The 17929-nt window shown below is 70.0% G+C and carries 21 protein-coding genes and 1 tRNA gene; 13 read left to right on the top strand and 9 right to left on the bottom strand.

Translation table 11 applies throughout. The features are described from left to right. Positions 1-22 precede the first annotated feature (22 nt). From HH310_RS07625 to HH310_RS07585, 9 genes are all read left to right on the top strand, one after another. The gene (locus HH310_RS07625) at positions 23-727 is read left to right on the top strand and encodes a DUF4129 domain-containing protein (RefSeq protein ID WP_169174697.1); all 705 of its coding nucleotides are present in this window, start codon (positions 23-25) and stop codon (positions 725-727) included. Then, positions 724-1296, top strand: coding sequence for a hypothetical protein (locus HH310_RS07620; protein WP_169174696.1), 573 nt, complete (start codon positions 724-726; stop codon positions 1294-1296). Before HH310_RS07625 ends, HH310_RS07620 begins: the two co-directional genes overlap by 4 nt. Beyond that, a complete protein-coding gene (locus HH310_RS07615) occupies positions 1293-2294 on the top strand; it encodes a MoxR family ATPase (RefSeq protein WP_169174695.1) in 1002 nt (333 codons plus the stop codon). The genes HH310_RS07620 and HH310_RS07615 overlap by 4 nt, the downstream gene beginning before the upstream one ends. A gap of 2 nt (positions 2295-2296) precedes the next feature. Next, a complete protein-coding gene (locus tag HH310_RS07610; protein ID WP_169174744.1) occupies positions 2297-3628 on the top strand; it encodes a DUF58 domain-containing protein in 1332 nt (443 codons plus the stop codon). 2 nt (positions 3629-3630) lie between these two features. Further along, positions 3631-4182, top strand: a complete 552-nt coding sequence (locus tag HH310_RS07605) for a hypothetical protein (protein ID WP_169174694.1) — start codon at positions 3631-3633, stop codon at positions 4180-4182. 99 nt (positions 4183-4281) lie between these two features. Then, entirely contained in the window at positions 4282-5640 is a 1359-nt protein-coding gene (locus HH310_RS07600; RefSeq protein ID WP_169174693.1) for an NAD(P)/FAD-dependent oxidoreductase, read from the top strand. Between the two features lie 58 nt (positions 5641-5698). Beyond that, positions 5699-5782: transfer RNA gene (locus tag HH310_RS07595), tRNA-Leu, on the top strand. 561 nt (positions 5783-6343) lie between these two features. Beyond that, positions 6344-7165, top strand: a complete 822-nt coding sequence (locus HH310_RS07590; RefSeq protein WP_169174692.1) for a Bax inhibitor-1/YccA family protein — start codon at positions 6344-6346, stop codon at positions 7163-7165. Between the two features lie 72 nt (positions 7166-7237). Continuing rightward, complete coding sequence (locus tag HH310_RS07585) at positions 7238-7528, top strand: hypothetical protein (RefSeq protein WP_169174691.1); 291 nt, start codon at positions 7238-7240, stop codon at positions 7526-7528. A gap of 63 nt (positions 7529-7591) precedes the next feature. Here the strand turns inward: HH310_RS07585 and HH310_RS07580 are convergent, their stop codons facing one another. Genes HH310_RS07580 through HH310_RS07570 form a run of 3 tightly spaced genes read right to left on the bottom strand, consistent with a single transcriptional unit; the run spans position 7592 to position 10788 of the window. After that, the gene (locus HH310_RS07580; RefSeq protein ID WP_169174690.1) at positions 7592-8836 is read right to left on the bottom strand and encodes an acetyl-CoA C-acetyltransferase; all 1245 of its coding nucleotides are present in this window, start codon (positions 8834-8836) and stop codon (positions 7592-7594) included. Positions 8837-8884: 48 nt separating this feature from the next. Then, complete coding sequence (locus HH310_RS07575; protein WP_169174689.1) at positions 8885-9673, bottom strand: SGNH/GDSL hydrolase family protein; 789 nt, start codon at positions 9671-9673, stop codon at positions 8885-8887. A gap of 26 nt (positions 9674-9699) precedes the next feature. Further along, positions 9700-10788 carry an SGNH/GDSL hydrolase family protein gene (locus HH310_RS07570; protein ID WP_312033893.1) on the bottom strand — a complete coding sequence of 363 codons (1089 nt, stop codon included), beginning with the start codon at positions 10786-10788 and terminating at the stop codon, positions 9700-9702. Between the two features lie 140 nt (positions 10789-10928). On the opposite strand from HH310_RS07570, the gene HH310_RS07565 reads away from it, so the two are divergent. Further along, positions 10929-11273 (top strand): YkvA family protein, encoded by a 345-nt coding sequence (locus tag HH310_RS07565; protein WP_169174687.1) that lies wholly within the window; start codon positions 10929-10931, stop codon positions 11271-11273. Between the two features lie 3 nt (positions 11274-11276). Further along, positions 11277-12635 carry a cystathionine beta-synthase gene (locus HH310_RS07560; protein ID WP_169174686.1) on the top strand — a complete coding sequence of 453 codons (1359 nt, stop codon included), beginning with the start codon at positions 11277-11279 and terminating at the stop codon, positions 12633-12635. 57 nt (positions 12636-12692) lie between these two features. On the opposite strand, the gene HH310_RS07555 is transcribed toward HH310_RS07560, so the two are convergent. Then, entirely contained in the window at positions 12693-13697 is a 1005-nt protein-coding gene (locus tag HH310_RS07555; RefSeq protein WP_169174685.1) for a DUF695 domain-containing protein, read from the bottom strand. 26 nt (positions 13698-13723) lie between these two features. Continuing rightward, positions 13724-14668, bottom strand: a complete 945-nt coding sequence (locus HH310_RS07550; RefSeq protein ID WP_169174684.1) for a S1C family serine protease — start codon at positions 14666-14668, stop codon at positions 13724-13726. Positions 14669-14886: 218 nt separating this feature from the next. On the opposite strand from HH310_RS07550, the gene HH310_RS07545 reads away from it, so the two are divergent. Beyond that, positions 14887-15174, top strand: a complete 288-nt coding sequence (locus tag HH310_RS07545) for a hypothetical protein (protein ID WP_169174683.1) — start codon at positions 14887-14889, stop codon at positions 15172-15174. 263 nt (positions 15175-15437) lie between these two features. Here the strand turns inward: HH310_RS07545 and HH310_RS07540 are convergent, their stop codons facing one another. After that, positions 15438-15956, bottom strand: coding sequence for a GNAT family N-acetyltransferase (locus tag HH310_RS07540; protein ID WP_169174682.1), 519 nt, complete (start codon positions 15954-15956; stop codon positions 15438-15440). 61 nt (positions 15957-16017) lie between these two features. Between HH310_RS07540 and HH310_RS07535 the strand changes: the two genes are divergently transcribed. Next, entirely contained in the window at positions 16018-16686 is a 669-nt protein-coding gene (locus HH310_RS07535) for a histidine phosphatase family protein (protein ID WP_169174681.1), read from the top strand. An 11-nt stretch (positions 16687-16697) separates the two neighbouring features. Here HH310_RS07535 and HH310_RS07530 read toward each other — a convergent pair whose 3' ends face one another. From HH310_RS07530 to HH310_RS07520, 3 genes are all read right to left on the bottom strand, one after another. Then, a complete protein-coding gene (locus tag HH310_RS07530; protein WP_169174680.1) occupies positions 16698-17234 on the bottom strand; it encodes a hypothetical protein in 537 nt (178 codons plus the stop codon). A gap of 77 nt (positions 17235-17311) precedes the next feature. Further along, on the bottom strand, positions 17312-17503 hold the full coding sequence (locus tag HH310_RS07525) for a hypothetical protein (RefSeq protein WP_169174679.1): 192 nt from the start codon (positions 17501-17503) through the stop codon (positions 17312-17314). A gap of 42 nt (positions 17504-17545) precedes the next feature. After that, on the bottom strand, positions 17546-17812 hold the full coding sequence (locus HH310_RS07520; RefSeq protein ID WP_169174678.1) for a hypothetical protein: 267 nt from the start codon (positions 17810-17812) through the stop codon (positions 17546-17548). Positions 17813-17929: the final 117 nt, after the last annotated feature.

Here is a 17929-nt window from a genome sequence, read left to right as displayed (position 1 = left end):
GAAAACCCCGGAGCTCACTCTGATGGATCTCGCCGCAGTGCGCCGCTGGTGGCCTCTCGCCGCTGTGCTCGCGCTGCTCTTCTGCACCGCCATCGCCGCGACCAGGTCGGCGCCGCAGCTCGACCAGGTCGCCGGCGACGAGGCACCGCCTACCCTGGCGCCGCTCGTGCCCACCCGGCCGAGCGCCACCGCGGCCGGCGACGGGCAGGGGCCGGTGCCCGAGGCGGCCAAGGGACTGCCCCACTGGGTCGGCACCGCCGCTCTGGTCGCCCTCGCCGTGGTCGTCCTGCTGATCCTCGGCCTGGCGATCTTCGCGCTGGTCCGCGACCAGTTGAAGCGGCGGGCCCGCCAGACCGGGCGGGTGAAGCACCAGGCCAAGCACCAGCCGCGTACGGCCGAGGAATTGGTTGCCGCCCTCGACGCCGGCCTGGTCGAACTGTCCGACACCGATCGTGACCCGCGCCGCGCGGTGATCGCCTGCTGGGTGCGGCTGGAGCAGGCCGCGGCCGCCGCCGGAACGCCGCGGCACCCCGGCGACAGCCCCACCGACCTGGTCGGACGCCTGCTCAACGAGCAGCAGGTCGACGCGCGCGTGCTGGCCGCGCTGCTCGAGGTCTACCGCCAGGCCCGGTACGCGACGCACACCGTCGACAACCAGATGCGGCAGCAGGCGCGTTCGGCGCTGGAGAGCCTGCGCGCCGACCTGGGGGCGGTGGCAGCCGCATGAGCCTCGACGATCTGTTCAGCGCCGAGCCCGAGGAGCGCCGCCCGAAGAAAGAGGAGAAGGGCCCGAAGAGGCGATCGTGGGCCGTCTGGGTGCTGCTGAACGTCGCCCTGGTCGCCGCCGCCACCGTGGTGACCATGGCCGCCCTGAAGGCCGGTCACTACCACGTCTCGGTCGTGATCGTGGTCGCCGCCTTCGTCGGCCTGCGGCTCATCATGCTGGCCGTCGGCCTGGTGAAGGCACCCCCGCGCCCGCGCCGGCGCGATCTCGAGGCGAACGACCCGGACGGCCCGGGCGCCGATGCCCTCAAAGATGCCGTACGCCGGTGGGAGCGCACACTGGACCGGGCGCAATCGGACGCGGATCTATATTCGCGTAACGTGCTGCCGGTGCTGGCCGAGCTGACCGACGAACGGCTGCGGTTGCGTCACGGGATCACCCGGGCATCCGACCCGCGCCGTGCTCGCGAGCTCCTCGGTGACCCGCTCTGGGCGGCTCTGCACGACCGTGGCCGGCGTACGCCGAAGACCCGTGAGCTGGAAACCTACGTGGAAGCGTTGGAGCGACTGTGAGCGATAGTGCCCTTCCCCCGTACGAGGTGGGCAGGTTGGCCGGTGCCGTCCTGGATTCGGTCGGCAGCGTGTTGGTGGGCAAACGCGACTCGCTGGAACTGGTCCTGGCCGGGATCCTGGCGGGTGGCCACGTGCTGCTGGAGGATCTCCCCGGCCTCGGCAAGACGCTGACCGCGAGATCGTTCGCGCAGGCGCTCGGCCTCGACTTCCGGCGTCTTCAGTTCACTCCGGACCTGCTGCCCGCCGACGTCACCGGCTCCTTCCTGTACGACCAGCGCAAGGGCGACTTCGCGTTCCGGGCCGGTCCGGTGTTCACCAACATGCTGCTGGCCGACGAGATCAACCGGACGCCGCCGAAGACCCAGGCCGCGCTGCTCGAGGCGATGCAGGAGAAGCAGGTCTCGGTCGAGGGCGTCACCTACCGACTGGACCCGCCGTTCCACGTGCTCGCCACCGCCAACCCGATCGAGTACGAGGGCACGTACCCGCTGCCCGAGGCCCAGCTCGACCGGTTCCTGCTGCGCGTCTCCTTCGGATATCCGACCGCCGACGAAGAGTTCGACGTGCTGCGGCGGCGCATGACCCGCCGGCAGGAGGAGACGTTCCTGCAGCCGGTGGTGAACGCCCAGACGCTGCAGTCGATGCAGGCCGCGCTGGAGTCGATCACCGTCGAGGACTCGATCGTCCGGTACATCGTGTCGCTCGCCGCGGCCACCCGCGAGCATCCGTCGGTGCTGGTGGGCTCATCGCCGCGTGGCTCGCTCGCGCTGCTGCTGCTGGCCCGCGCCCGGGCCGCGATGACCGGCCGCGACTTCGTGGTGCCGGAGGACGTGAAGGACGTCGCCGTGCCCGCCCTCGCGCACCGGATCACGCTGCGCCCGGAGATGTGGCTGCGCCGCGTCGACCCGGCCTTCGTGGTCCAGGAGGTGCTTGCCGGGACTCCGGCGCCGGCGAGCGGGGCACTTCCCACGTACGCCAGTGGAACCAGCCAGGCGTGAGACTGCGCAACGCCGTACCGCCCGGCGAGGCGGGTGAGCGGCCCGAGAAGACCTGGGTGCCGACCCGGGCGCTCGGGCGGTCGGTGCTGCTCACCGGCCTGCTGCTGGTGCTCGGCGTGGCCCTGGGCCGGGTCGATCTGGTGCTGCTGGCCGCGCCGTTCGCGATCGGGGCGGCGATCGGGCTGCGCCGGATGCCGACGTCGGTGCCGGAGCTGACCATCGACGCGGACGAGGAGCATCTCGTCGAGGGCGGTCACGTCCAGGCCAACGTCACCGTGAGCAACCCCGACATCATCCCGTACGACCTGGTGGTCGTTCGCACCCGCACCTCGCGCTGGCTGAAGCTGGAACACGCCGACCGTCCCTTCGCGATCACCGTGCCGTCCGACGGCTGGGCCGCGGTGGATCTGCCCGGCGACGCGCTGCGCTGGGGACGCCAGGAGGTGGGCCCGGCGGCCGCCCGGGTCGCGGCCTGCGGCGGGCTGCTGGCCTGCCGCCCGGTCGTGATGCCGCCGCGGGCCGTCCGGGTCTACCCGGTGACCGAGCCGTTCAACGCCATCGAGGCGATGCCGGCCGCCGCCGGCCTGGTCGGCAACCATCGCTCCCGGCGCATGGGCGAGGGCGGCGAGCTTGCGGGTGTACGCCCGTTCGCGCCCGGCGACCGGCTGCGGCGCATCGACTGGCGGGTCTCGCTGCGCACTCGCGATCTGCACGTCGCGTCCACGTTGTCCGACCGCGACGCCGAGGTCCTGCTGCTGCTCGACGTGCTCGGCGAGGTCGGCCTCTCCGGCGGCGTCGCGGGCAGCGCGTCGGTGCTGGACACCACGGTCCGGGCCGCGGCCGCGATCGCCGAGCACTACTTGCAGCGCGGTGACCGGGTGTCACTGCTCGAACACGGTGCGACCGCGCGCCGCCTGCGCCCGGCCACCGGCCGCCGGCAGTACCTGCGCGTCCTGGAATGGCTTCTCGACGTACGCCCCGACCCCGTCGAGTGGGACACCGACGAAAGCGTGTTCGGTGTCCACCACGTCTCGTCGGACGCGCTCGTCATGGTCCTCTCCCCGTTGATCGACCCGCGGGCCGCGGACATGCTCGCCCACCTGACCCAGTCCGGCCGTTACGTGGTCGCGGTGGACACCCTGCCCGAGGGTGCGGCCCCGGCCGGCACCGGCCCGCTGAGCCCGCTGGCGACCCGGCTCTGGCGCCTGGAACGCGAGAACGTGCTCGGCCGCCTCCGTGAACACGGCGTACCGGTGGTGGCCTGGGCCGGCGCCGGCAGCCTCGACCTGGTCCTGCGCGACGTGGCCCGGATGGCCGCGGCGCCCCGGGGGTGAAAATGATCAAATTCGTCAGTCGCTCGAAGCAGGTGGTCGCCCGCGCCACCGTGCTGCCGTTCCTGGTCCGCATCGGCATCGCGGTCAGCGGCCTGGTCGCCGTCTACGTGGCATGGCCCCTGGACATCGCCAGCGGCCCGTACGGCGCCCTTCTCGGCCTGTCGGCCCTTTACCCCGCGGTGGCGCCACGTGGGCGGGCGGCGACCCTCGCGGCGCTGGTCGTGGTGGCCGGCTGGCTGGTCGACACGGTCGGGTTCGACGCCAGGGTGGCGCTGTGGCGGGTGCTGACCATCGCCACCACCCTCTACCTGGGACACACGCTGACCGCGCTGGCCGCCGTGCTGCCGTACGACGCCGTGGTAAACCTGGACGTGGTCGGCACCTGGCTGGCCCGCGCGCTCGTCGTCGTGCTGATCTCGGCGGTTCTCACCGTGGTCGCCCTCGGCCTGGCCACCGACCTGGCCGGCGATGCGTTCCTCATCGCCACGCTGGCCGGTCTCGCCGGGGCGGTCGGCGCGACGCTGCTGCTCGCCCGCCTGATCCGAAGAGCCTGAAATCTCACGGAAATCTCCGCTTCACAGTACTTGACAACGAGACTTTGGCGTACATCACATGTGCGAGCATGAACCTTGCGGGGTCGCCACAATGGCTAAGTGAAACCGCAGCGCATTGTTGTAGTAGGAGCAGGTCACGTGGGGCTTTACGCCGCACTGCGCCTGTCGAAGAAGCTCAACCGGCGCCGGGCCGAGGTGGTCGTCGTCGACCCCCAACCGCACATGACGTACCAGCCGTTCCTTCCCGAAGCCGCAGCGGGCAACATCTCGTCGCGGCACGCGGTCGTCCCGCTCCGGCGGGCACTGAAGAACTGCCGGATCGTCTCGGGCGAGGTCACCCGGGTTGAGCACGCGCGCAAGACGGTCACCATTCAGCCGATCGACGGCCCGTCCACCGAGATGGCCTACGACCACATCATCGTGGCGCCGGGGTCCGTCTCGCGGACGCTGCCCATTCCCGGGCTGCGCGAGCGCGGCATCGGGTTCAAGACGATCGGTGAGGCCATCTACCTGCGCAACCATGTACTGGACCGGCTCGACGTTGCGGCGGTCACCCCGGATCCGGCGGTGCGCAAAGCATCGCTCACCTTTGTTTTCGTCGGTGGCGGCTACGCCGGCATCGAAGCGCTCGCGGAGATGGAAGACGTCGTCCGCGACGCGCTGAAGTACTACTCCGACCTCGACCCGTCCGAGGTACGGTTCGTGCTCGTCGAGGCGACCAACCGGATCCTGCCGGAGGTCGGCCCCGACATGGGCGCGTACGCCGCGCTGCAACTCGACGAACGCGGGATCGAGCTGCGGCTCGGCACCCGGCTGGAGTCCTGTGTCGACGGCCAGATCGTGCTGTCCGACGGCGAGCGGTTCCGCGCCGAGACTTTGGTGTGGACGGCCGGGGTCAAGCCGTCGCCCCTGCTGGACCGGACCGACCTGCCGCAGGGTGACCGTGGTCACCTGACGGCGCTGCCCACGCTGCAGGTAGTCGACGGCAACCGCGTGCTCGACGGCGCGTGGACGGCCGGTGACTCCGCGCAGGTGCCCGACCTGGCCAACCCCGGAGCGTTCTGCTCGCCGAGCGCGCAGCACGCGGTGCGGCAGGCGAAGGTGATGGCGGACAACATCCGGCAGGTCATCATCGGTGGCGCGCCCAAGGATTACCGCCACAAGTACGTCGGCAGCGTCGCCAGCCTCGGGCTCTACAAGGGCGTGGCGCACGTCTACGGGGTGAAGGTGAAGGGCTTCCCCGCGTGGTTCATGCACCGTTCGTACCACATGAGCCGAATCCCATCGTTCAACCGGAAAGTCCGGGTTATCGCAGACTGGACCTTGGCATTCATGCTGCGACGCGAGACTGTTGCACTGGGACAGCTGCACACCCCGCGCGAAGAATTCACGCACGTGACCCCGCCGACCGAGCATTCGGCCGATCGCACCCCCGTCGGAGCGGGTGTCCGCGGTTAGCACCGATGCCTGATTCCACCGCCCGGGCGGCAACATATACGGTGTTCACCACAACCCTGCCCGGGTGGTGGAACGGCAGACACGGTCGCCTTAAAAGCGACTGCCTCAAGCAGGCGTGCGGGTTCGAGACCCGCCCCGGGCACTGTATTTAATTCGCTCGATCGCTCATGCGGCGCTGGAAGTTGATGAGTTCAGGCTCCCCCGACGACGGCTTCGCCGGCGGCGGGGGAGCCTGAACTCATCAACGCGCCAATTCGCTCCTCGCTGGGGGCCTTCGGCCAGCGGTTATCGACGTTTGCCTTCGGCGAGAGCGCCCCGCCTGACTTGGCGCTGTCGCCGCCGTGCCCTTCGGTAAACGGGCGGTCTGCCTGGCTTGGTGCGGTTGGCGCCGTGGCCTTCGGTAAACCGGTGGCTCGCCTGGCTTGGTGCGGTTGTCGCCGTGCCCTTCGGCAAAGCTGCCCCGCCTGACTTCGCGCAGTTGCCGCCCTGGCCGCCGAAGCGCCCTTTTCTCAAGTCGAGCCCCTCTTTCCCTGTCCGACATTTCGAAAATTTCGGTGTTTGTGATTTGGGGCTTGCTGGTGGGGCTGGGGGGTGGGGTGGTCGTTGAGTTTTCAGGGTCCTCACAGGCTGCGGGGACTTTCGTGATCAGGTTGTCCGGTTAATCTAGATGGGCGCCTAATCAACCTCGAGGAGGCTGGACGCAGTGAAGACAAACAATCCGGTGCTCTCGCGCCTGGGGCAGGCGGCCCAGCGTGAGCGTGGGGCCGGGTATGGGGCTTATGGCCCCGCCGGCTACGCGGATCAGGGGCAGCCGTACCCGACCGCCGCCGGATATCCGACGTCGCCACCGGCCGTCCGGCCGATGTCGATCGACGACGTCGTGGTCAAGACGGTGGTGCTGCTCGGCATCACCGGTATCTCGGCGATCGTCGCGTGGAACGTCATTCCCAACACGCTGTCGGCCGCGGCCTGGATCGGTGCGGCGCTCGTCGGCCTCGTGCTGGGGTTCATCATCTCGTTCTCGCGCATGGCCAACCCGGCGCTCGTCGTCGTCTACGCCGTGGTCGAGGGCATCTTCGTCGGCATGGTCAGCAAGACCTACCAGGAGTTCCTGGGCTATGACGGGATCATCCTGCAGGCGGTGGTCGCCACCTTCGGCGTCTTCTTCCTGATGGCCGTGCTGTATCGGGCTCGGGTCATCCGGGCGACGCCGAAGTTCACCCGCGGCCTCATCGCGGTCATCGGCGGCCTCTTCGCCGTCATGCTGATCAACCTGGTTCTCTCGCTGTTCGGCGTCAACACCGGACTGCGCGACAACGGCCCGCTGGGATACATCTTCAGCCTGGTCTGCATCGTCGTGGCTGCGCTGAGTTTCATTCTCAGCTTCAACGAGATCGAAGAGGGCGTGCGGATGGGCCTGCCCGCGCGCTATTCGTGGACGGCCGCGTTCGGCATCCTGGTCAGCCTCATCTGGCTGTACTTGGAGGTTCTGCGCCTGCTGAGTTTCCTGCAAGGCGACGACTAGCTCCACCAGCTTGGCGCCCGGTCCGACTCCCCGCGGGCCGGGCGCCTTTTTGCGTCCGCGCAGAATAGTCAGGTGACCGATTTCGCCACCTCGACCGACCGGTTGCTCACCCAGGTCCGGCATTGGGAGCAGCCGCGCTGGTCCGCCAACGGCCGCGGCGACCGGGTCTACGCCCTGGTGCAGCTGCTGGCCGATCTCGCCGCCGACGCCGAGGGCCGGCCGCGCCGCCCGGTGCCGCGCGAGCACGACATGATCCTGCCCGATCAGATCCGCGTGATGGCCGACGACCTGCTGGCGACGGCCGCGCCGGACCAGCTCGGCGAGGCCACGGCTGCGGTGGACGCCGTACGGGAAAAGCTTTAGAAAGGGCTCCGCCGAGCCCGGCCGCTCGTGGCAGGCCGGACCCGGCGGAAATCTGGGGAGCGCTCAGCTCAGCCGCTCGACCACCATCGCCATGCCCTGGCCGCCGCCGACGCACATGGTCTCCAGGCCGATGCTCTTGTCGTGCCACTCCAGCGAGTTGAGCAGCGTGCCGGTGATGCGGGCGCCGGTCATCCCGAACGGGTGGCCCACAGCGATCGCGCCGCCGTTCACGTTCAGCTTCTCGATCGGGATTCGCAGGTCCTGGTACGAGGGGATGACCTGGGCCGCGAACGCCTCGTTGATCTCCACTAGGTCGATGTCGTCGATGGTCATGCCGGCCCGGCCCAGCGCCTGCCGGGAGGCCTCCACCGGGCCCAGGCCCATGATCTCGGGGCTGAGCGCGGTGACGCCGGTCGAGACGATCCGGGCCAGCGGCGTGATGCCCAGCTCGCGCGCCTTCGTGTCGCTCATGACGACCACCGCGGCGGCGCCGTCGTTCAGCGGGCAGCAGTTGCCGGCGGTGACCCGGCCGTCGGGGCGGAACACCGGCTTGAGGCCCGCGACGCCGTCCATGGTGACGCCGGGACGGGGGCCGTCGTCGGCCGAGACCACGGTGCCGTCGGGGAGCGTCACCGGGGTGATCTCGCGCTGCCAGAAGCCGTCGGCCAGGGCCTTCTCGGCGAGGTTCTGGCTGCGGACGCCGAACTCGTCCATCTCCCGGCGCGAGACGCCCTTGAGCTGCGCCAGGTTTTCGGCGGTCTGTCCCATTGCCTGGTAGATATCCGGCAGGAGCCCGTCGGCGCGCGGGTCGTGCCACACCTGGCCGCCCTCGGCGAAGCGAGCCGTCCGGGCACGGGCCTCGTCGAACTGCGGGTTCTCCCAGCCGCCGCCGACGAGCTCGCGTGCCTCCTTCGGCAGACCGTCCGAGTTTCCCCGGGCGTACCGGGAAACGGTCTCGACACCGGCCGAGAGGAAGATGTCGCCCTCGCCCGCCTTGATGGCGTGGAACGCCATGCGGGTCGTCTGCAGCGAGGAGGCGCAGTACCGCGTGATGGTGGCGCCCGGCAGGCCGTCCAGGCCGAGCTTGGTGGCGACCACGCGAGCCATGTTGAACCCCTGCTCACCGCCGGGGAGGCCGCAGCCGAGGTAGAGATCCTCGATCAGGGTGCGGTCGAGCTGCGGGACCTTGGCGAGCGCCGCATCGATGATCGTTGTGACGAGATCGTCGGGGCGCAGGTCGCGTAACGAGCCTTTGGCGGCGCGTCCGATGGGGGAACGGGCGGTGGCGACGATGACGGCTTCCGGCATGCGCCCCACGTTAACCGGTCGGTAACATGCATCGGAAGTGCCAATAATTCACACGCCGCTCATGGCCGCCTTGGCGACCGCGGGATAGAGCGCGTGGGCCCACACGCGATAGCCGTCCGCCGATGGGTGGAAGCCGTCGTAGCAGAGCGTTCCGGCGTCCGCGCGGAACACCGCGCCGGTCTCCTCGGCCAGGTCGACCACCACGCCGCCGGCCGCGAGCACCGCCCGGGCCTGCGCCTTCGCCATCCGGCGGCCCATTAACCCGGCGATCTGGCGTAGCGGCGGCGCGATCGCCCGCATCGCGCCCAGGTCGGGGCACGTGCCCACCACGACCCGCACACCGGCGTCGCGCAGCCGCCGGACCGCCTGGCCCAGCTGGGACGCGGACTCCTCGGGGCTGCGCATGCTGGTCGCGTCGTGCGCGCCGATCAGCACGACCGCCACGTCCGGCCGGTCGCCGAGCAGCGCGCGGGCCACCTGGGTGGCCAGGTCGGAGGATCGGGAGCCGGCCACGCCGACGCTGGAGAGCAGCACGTGCCGCTCGCCGGTGTCCGCCGTGCCCTCGGCCAGCAGCCGGGCGAGCTGGCCGCCGACGGTCTCGGACAGCCACTCGACCCCGACGCCGATCGCGCCGGAGTCGCCGAGCAGAACCAGGCGCACGGTGGGCGCGGAGATCTTGCCCATCGAGGTCCGCAGCGCGAGACCCATGGTCGGCTTGGCGTAGCGGCGTGCCTTCGCGGCGAGCACCTCGCCCGCCACGAGCGCGAACCCGCCCACCACGCCGGCGACCAGGCCGGTGGCCGCCGCCTTGCCGATCCGTGCGTTCAGCCCGGCCATTCCTCGCCTCCCTGCGGGGTCCTGCGTCATTGATCCTCTGGTGTCCACCCTACGGCCCCGCCGGTGGAGCGGCCGCTGGGAACGGTGGTAGCCGGAGCCGACGGCGCCGCCGGCCGGTGCCCGAACCAGAATCGGGGCTCGCCGAACCAAGGGTGCCGGCGCAGTACGGCCCAGCGCCCGGCCGGACCGCGTTCACGCCCGCCGACCTTGGTCGCGCTGACCTCGGTGCCGGCCGCGCGGACCGCCTCCTGCGCGGCCTCGGCCAGCGTGCGGACGCCCTCGGTGCCCTTCAGCGCCGGGCGGTCGTCCTCGCCGAGCGTGGCGAGCAGCGTCGGCAGCACCACCGCGGCGGCGCGAGCGTAGCCCTCGGCGGACGGGTGGAAACGGTCGGAGCCGAACATGCGTACCGGATCGGCCTCGAACATCGGGCCGACCAGGTTACCCAGCGACACCGTGGCGCCGCCGGCCTCGACCACCGCGACGGTCTGCGCCTCGGCGAGCTCGCGGCTCCACTGGCGGACCATCCAGCGCAGCGGCGCCTTGATCGGCCGGATCGTGCCGATGTCGGGGCAGGTGCCGACCACGACCTTGCAGCCGGTCTCGCGCAGCCGCCGGACCGCCTCGGCCAGGTGACGCACCGCCCCGGCCCGATCCATGGCGTGCGTGACGTCGTTGGCGCCGATGAAGATCACCGCCACGTCGGGCTGATATTCAAGGGCGGCGTCCACCTGGTACGGCAGGCCGGTCGACATGGAACCGACCACGGCCACTCGATGCAGCCGGACCGGTTTCTTGAGCCGCCGGCAGACGCCGGTGGCGAGCAGGGCGCCCGGGGTCTCGCGGGGACGGTGTACGCCGTAGCCCGCGGCCAGCGAGTCGCCGATGATGACCATGTTGATGACCTTGCCGCCGAACTTGGCGCCGTACATGCCGTCGCCCCGTGGCGGTGGCGCCTCGGCCATCGGAATGATGCGCCGGGCGTCGGCCGCCTGGCGCATCAGTAACCCAGCCGACAGCGCGGTGATCGCGGCCGCGGCCCCCGTGACGCCGCCGATGATCTGGCCGGCCAGTTTGATCCGGCGCCAGTCGTCGGCGGTGATCTCGATCGTGCTCACGTAACCCTCGCTGTCGCTCCGTGAAGATCTGTCGCTCCGTGAAGATCCAAAACAGTCTGGGAATTCGAGGCTAACGCGCTGACGCGATGAGCAATCATGGCGCGCCCAAGTCATGCTGGAGTTGCGGAGAGGGGAACAACATGGCGAAAACGCTCAAACGTACGGCTGCTTTTACTGCTCTAGCACGTGCTTTGATGTCCGGTGCCCGAGGCGGACCATCGCTGAGCAGGCGACTCGCGGCGCTGCCCCGCATGATGAAGGCCACAGCACGTGGTGAATATGACGGCGGTAAACGTGTGCTGGCCATGGCGGCCGCCGCAGCGTACGTGATCTCCCCGGTCGACTTCATCCCGGAGGCGGTTTTTCTGGTCTTCGGTCTCGTCGACGACGCCGTGATGATCACCTGGCTGGCCGGTGCCGTGCTGTCCGAGACGACACGCTTCCTGGAGTGGGAGAAGCAGCGGGCCCGCGTGGTCGTAGGCTGAGGTGTGCGTTATTACGACAACGTCGTCGAGATCATCGGCAACACGCCCCTGGTCAAGCTGAACCAGGTCACCGCGGGCATCCGTGCCACGGTGCTGGCAAAGGTCGAGTACTTCAACCCCGGCGGGTCGGTCAAGGACCGGATAGCCCTGCGGATGGTGGAGGACGCGGAGAAGGCCGGCCTGCTTCAGCCGGGCGGCGTGATCGTCGAGCCGACGAGCGGCAACACCGGGGTCGGACTGGCCCTGGTGGCCCAGCAGCGTGGTTATCGGTGCATCTTCGTGTGCCCGGACAAGGTCAGTGAGGACAAGCAGAACGTCCTACGGGCGTACGGGGCGGAGGTTGTGGTCTGTCCGACGGCCGTGGCCCCGGAAGACCCGCGCTCGTATTACAACGTCTCCGACCGGCTGGCCCGTGAGGTTCCCGGCGCGTGGAAGCCCGACCAGTACAGCAACCTGGCCAACCCGCGCTCGCACTACGAGGACACCGGCCCCGAGCTGTGGAAGCAGACCGACGGGCGGATCACCCACTTCGTCGCGGGCGTCGGCACCGGCGGCACCATCACCGGCGTCGGGCGCTACCTCAAGGAGCAGGGCCCGGTCCGGATCATCGGCGCCGACCCGGAGGGCTCGGTCTACTCGGGCGGCACCGGCCGGCCCTACCTGGTCGAGGGCGTCGGCGAGGACTTCTGGCCCACCACGTACGACCGGGCGATCGCCGACGAGGTGATCGAGGTGTCCGACTCCGACTCGTTCGAGATGACCCGTCGCCTGGCCCGCGAGGAGGGTCTGCTGGTCGGCGGCTCGTGCGGGATGGCCGTGGTGGCGGCGCTCGAGGTGGCGCGCCGGGCCGGGCCGGACGACGTCGTGGTCGTCCTGCTGCCGGACGGCGGTCGTGGGTACCTGTCGAAGATCTTCAACGACGACTGGATGGCGCGCTACGGCTTCCTGCGCACCGGCGAGGGCGAGCCGAGCGTGGCCGACGCCCTGGCGGGCAAGGACGGCCGGATGCCACCGCTGGTCCACGTCCACCCGACCGAGACGGTTCGCGACGCGATCGACTACATGCGCGAGTACGGCATCTCACAGCTGCCCGTCCTCAAGGCCGAGCCGCCCGTGGTCACCGGTGAGGTGGCCGGCTCGATAGCGGAGAAGGCGTTGCTGGACGCGCTGTTCAGCGGCCAGGCCCACCTGCACGACACGATCGAGCGCCACATGGGGCCGTCGCTGCCGGTGATCGGCGGGGGCCAGCCGGTCAGCGAGGCGGTGGCGCTGCTGGAGAAGGCGGACGCGGCCATGGTGCTGATCGACGGCAAGCCTGCGGGCGTGCTGACCAGGCAGGACCTGCTGGCCCACGTGGTCTGAGTCCGATTTGCCGGGTCCGGCCTGCTCACCGCGGCCGGGCTCGGCCCTTGCGCGAGCTCAGCGCAGGTGCGCGACCGCTTCCCAGCGCGGGTCGGGGGAGACGGTCATCCGGATCCGGCCGTCCGGCCAGGTCGCGATGACCGGCTCCAGCGCGTGCGCGGCGGCCCGCCGGTCGGTGTAGAGGTGCGTGGTGCGTACGCCGTCGCAGGTCTCGTGCGCCACCACCACGGCGCCGTCGGCGAACTCGGTGATCCGGTCCTCGAGGGCGTACAACGCGGGAAACGCGTCCTGCGCCGGGAAGCCGTTCTCGTCCCGCAGCCGGTACGGCACGTCGACCCGGATGTGCAGGTCGCAGCCCGGCCAGCGGGCCGGCTTCAGCGGCACCTGGGCCAGCGCCACCAGCGGCTTGCCGCGCCGGGTGCCGGTCAGCGTGCCCCAGCGTTCGGTGCCGTCCTGCGGTGCCATGCCGGCCACGACGTTGGCCAGCTCCCCGCCGGTCAGGTCGGGCCCAGGGCGGCTGACCGCGGCGATCTCGCCCACCCAGATCTCCACCGCGTCCTCGCCGAGCAGCCAATCCAAGGTCAAGAACGCGACCTGCGTACGGGACTGCTCGGTCATCGCGGCGAACTCCGGATGCCAGACCCGGACATGTACGGCGAGGGTGGCCTCGTCCGGGATGGCGTCGAAGCGGGCGTCGGTGAGCGCGAGCCGGTGCCCGTCGATCTGCAGGACGCCGGCCAGCGCGGACGGGTTTCCGGGGCGGGCCGCCGCGTAGGCGAAGATCACGTCGGGTTCGGGGGAGGCCCGCCGCCACCGCTCGGCGAGTGACCGCAGGGCCGGATCGCCGCCCGAGGTCACCACCAGCACGTGGGTGGACTCGGAGCCGGTGGTGAACTCCCACTGCAGCCCCGGGTGGATCGCCGAGACCAGAGCCGTGAGCTCGGCCGCCAAGCGATCGTCCGGAACCCCGCTGATCATCTTCTCGGCACGCGGGCGCGCCGCCTCCCACCACGTCCAGAAGGCCGTGATGGCGGCGGCTTTGGACCGCCTCCGGAAGATCATTAGCGGACAGTACTCCGGTCGTCTCGTCAGTCCAATTCGGCGGGAACGGTCACCACATCGACCAACGCGTTCTTGCGCAGCAGCGTGATCGGCAGGCTCTGGCCGATGGCCGGGCCGAGCATCAGCCGCTGCAACGTCTGCACGGTCTGGATCGGCTGACCACCCGCGGAGATCAGCACGTCGCCCAGGTAGATGCCGGCGGTGCCGGCCGGACTGCCCGGAACGACCTCGACCACGCGCAGGCCGAGCTTCTGCCCCAGCCGGTCGCCGAGGGCCGGCGGCAGCGGCTGCGGCACGCCGGCGACGCCCAGCCAGGCCCGGCGGACCTTGCCGGAGCCGACCAGCTCGCCGATGATCGACCGGGTGGTCGAGTTGATCGGGACGGCGAGCCCCAGCCCGTAGCCCGCGACCGCGGTGTTGATCCCCACGACGGTGCCGGTCGAGTCGGCCAGGGCGCCGCCGGAGTTGCCGGGGTTCAGTGCGGCATCGGTCTGGATGACGCTGTCGATGATCCGGACCCGGCGGCCGTCGCGGGCCGGCAGCGACCGGCCGAGACCGGACACCACCCCGGCGGTGACCGAGCCGGCCAGACCCATCGGGTTACCGACCGCGACCACCAGCTGGCCGATCATGAGGGTGTCGGCGTCGCCCAGCGGAGCGGCCGGGGCGCCGGCGTTGTGCACGCGGATGACCGCGAGGTCGGACAGCGGATCCGAGCCGACCACGTCGAAGGTGGTCTCGGTGCCGTCCGCGAACGTGGCGGTGCCGCGGCTGGCCCCGTTGACCACGTGGGCGTTGGTGAGCAGGAATCCGTCGTCGGTGAAGGTGACCGCCGAGCCGGCACCGGCGCCCCGGGGGGTACGCACGGCGAGGGCCGCGACGGAAGGCAGAAGACTCGTGGCGACGCCGGTCACCACACGGCTGTAGGCATCGAGTGCCTCATGTTCGACACCCGTGTGTTCGGTATCCATGCAGATCGCAACAACGGGGCTCGCGGACTCCATGCCATTCGGACGTCCGCCCAGGGCGAACATCGCTCGTCAGCCCACGGCGAACATCGCTCGTCACACATAGTCGCGGCAGTCGCACACACAGTCCGGCGAGGTTTTGGTGACGGGCGGTTGTATAGGGCGTGACAGACGTGTTCCGCAGCGGTTTCTCACGATTTATCACGGGAGGTTAGCTCAAAATGGTCATCGCCGACCAGACTGCGCCGACCGGCATCGTGGATCACCTGCTCTGGCAAGACGCCCAGCAGATGCTCGGACGGCACGCCTCGGCCGGACCCGACGGCAACTGTGTCTGGTGTGGATGGCGCTGGCCGTGCGCACCACGCCGGCTCGCCGAACGGGCCGCGATCGTGTCGCGGCGGCCGTGGCGCGAGGCATGGACCGTACGGCACGACCTCAACAGCATCCGGGCCATGCCCGCGCTGAAGGCCGGCCACCCGCCGCTGAACCGCGGTTACTTCGACTGACAACTCTATTTTCTGGCTCCTGACGCCGCCGACAGCTTGACCTCCCCCGGCAGGCCCCGGCTTCCCAGCCCGGCGACGTCTCCCAGCGGTGATGTCCCGGCGCCCCGCCAGCGTCGTGACATCCCGCAACAGGACCCGCCCTTGAACTGGTCAAGGACCGGCACGCCTCCGCCGGTCCAGCGCCTCCGGCCAGGCGCGACCCCCGGTTTGGGCGGGGCGGTTGGCGGGAGCGCGTGACTACAGGTTCCCCCGCAGTATCTCGGTCACGCGCTCCCGCCCACCAACGTCTTGGCGTAGCGCAGTTGCGGCACTTTCTGGCCGCTCACGCTCTCCACCCGGGTCGTGCCGTCGGGCCGCCAGCCGCCGCGCTCGTAGAAGCGCCGCGCCCGCTCGTTCTCCTCCAGCACCCACAGCACGGCACGCGTCCCGCCGATCTCGCGGAGCTGGCACTCCGCGTGCCGTATGAGATCCTTGCCGACGCCCGTACCGATGTGTGCCGGGTCGACGTGAATGGCGTAGAGCTCGCCGACCCCCGGTTCACCGCTGGGCCCCACGTAGGTAAATCCCACGATTTTTCCGTCTTCTTCAGCAATCGTCATGCGATGGGTGTCACGCTCCCATTTCCAGCGCTCCGCCCACCACTCGCCAAGCGGTTGCGCCGCCCCACCGGCCAGCGCGTCGTCCGACAGGATGTGCGCGTACGCGGACGTCCGCGACCGCTGGTGCAGCCCGCCAACAACAGCAAGATCAGATTCCCCGGCCGTACGCAGCATCACACTCACCCGCCCGACATTAGCGCCGCGATCACAACCCCCATGATCGGGTCAGCTATCGTCTGCATCGATGCCTTCCACGCGGCTCTACCTCGTCCGCCACGGCGAGCAGGCCCCGCCCGCCGGCCACGGCCCGGCCGCCCCACCCACGGGTAGCGGCACCCCGGCCGTCGGTGGTGGGCTTTCGGCGCACGGCCGGGCAGGCAGTGAGCCTTTGGCGCACGGCCGGGCCGGCGGCGGTCTTTCGGCGCTGGGTCGCGAGCAGGCGGATCGGCTGGGCCGCAGGCTCGCCGATGTGCCGTTCGACGCGATCCACCACAGCCCACTGGCCAGGGCCGCCGAGACCGCCGACATCGTGGCCACCCATCTCCCACAGGTGCCGAGCCACCCCTGCGACCACGTCACCGACCGCACCCCGGTCCCGTCCGCCGACCGCCGCACCGACTATCCACAGCGGTGGCACGCGTGGCTGGACCGCGTGCCCCCGGCCGAGCGCGACGAAAACGCCACCTATCTGCGAGCCGCGGTAGAACACTTCGGAGCAACCGGCGACGCGGACCGCCGCCACCTCCTGATCACCCACAACTTCGTGATCGGCTGGTTCGTCCGGCACGTGCTCGACGCCCCGGACTGGCGCTGGCTAGGCCTGAACCAGGCAAACGCCGCGCTGACCATCCTCGAGTGGAACGCGGCCCGCCCACCGATGCTGGTCGCCTTCAACGACACCGGCCACCTTTAGGAGGGCCTTCGTCATTCCGCGTCGTCCCCGACGGGAAAAGCTGCGAGCAACCGCGCGGCCACGGCCGGCGGCAGGATGGTCGACCAGACGATCTCGCCCGGTTCCGGTTCGATGCCCATGACGTTGCCGGGTTCGACCATCCAGCTGTCTCTGTCGACGCCGGGGACGGAAGCGAGGATCACGGCGAGCACCCGCGGGTCGGCTAGATGGTCGAAGCCCACCACCAGATACGTTTCGCCGTCATGCGCCAGCGCCATCGCCTTGACGCGGTAGTGCGCCAGGTCAGCTTGGTAGGTGCGCCCAGTACGTAACGACCTGGCGATCAGCGTGCCGACCAACCGTCGAATTTGGGCTTCCCACGCGACCGCGTGCTCGAGTCGAAGGCGTTCCCAGTCCCACGTGGCGGGCAGCCAGCGATCCGTGCGCACGCTTGCCGTGACAGCCTTGGCATCGCGCTTGGCCGTCGCTTCGAGGGCCGCATAGAAATCGGCCGGATCACCGTCTCGCCGGAATCCCGCAGCGCCGAGCCACCAACGAGCCAGGTCCACGGGCGGGTTACCGAGCAGCCTTTCGTCCCTTTGGGTCAAGAGTGTTGCGGCTCCCCGCCAACGTCCGGTCTTGACCTTTAACCACAACTGTCGCTCAGCGACAGTATCCGTTTAGCGCCGTTCGCCGCGTGCGCTTGCGGCAGCCGTTGAGCCTCCACGATCACGTCATGGTTCAGGTCGGAAATCTTCACGTCCAGGGTCGGAATCTCGATGTTCAGCATGGTGAGGCACAGCCGGGTAGGGCGTACCGCGGGGGATGAACCTTGCATCGATCTAGTCTAGCGACTAGTCCTCACGAAGGCCGGGGCGAATTAGTCCCTTTTACGCATACCGCCATAATCGGCAATGCGATCGCTCGGGATGCCGGTCAGCAGGGACACGGCACTCTCGGGCGTGCCGTCCAGTTGCTGCATCGCGTCACGGACGCCCTGGTTGATCTCGTCGCGGTGGGCATCGATGTACTCGCGCACCGCGGCGTCGACGACTTCCTTCTTGGCCTTGCCGAGGAAATGGGCGGCATGCGAGATGAGGCGATCGGTTTCTACGTCAACCTTGATGGGCGCGGCCTTGGCAGGCATACGGACACCTCCTTCGACGAGGGTAGCCTGGTACCAAAGTACCCCACAAGCGTCCGGTCGGACCCCGCAGACACCGCCACTGCTGGCTGCGGTCGTCGCGGAGGACGGCGTACAGGA

This window comes from Actinoplanes sp. TBRC 11911 (assembly GCF_012933445.1).
Classification (GTDB): domain Bacteria; phylum Actinomycetota; class Actinomycetes; order Mycobacteriales; family Micromonosporaceae; genus Actinoplanes.
This window is presented reverse-complemented; position numbering and strand designations above follow the sequence as displayed.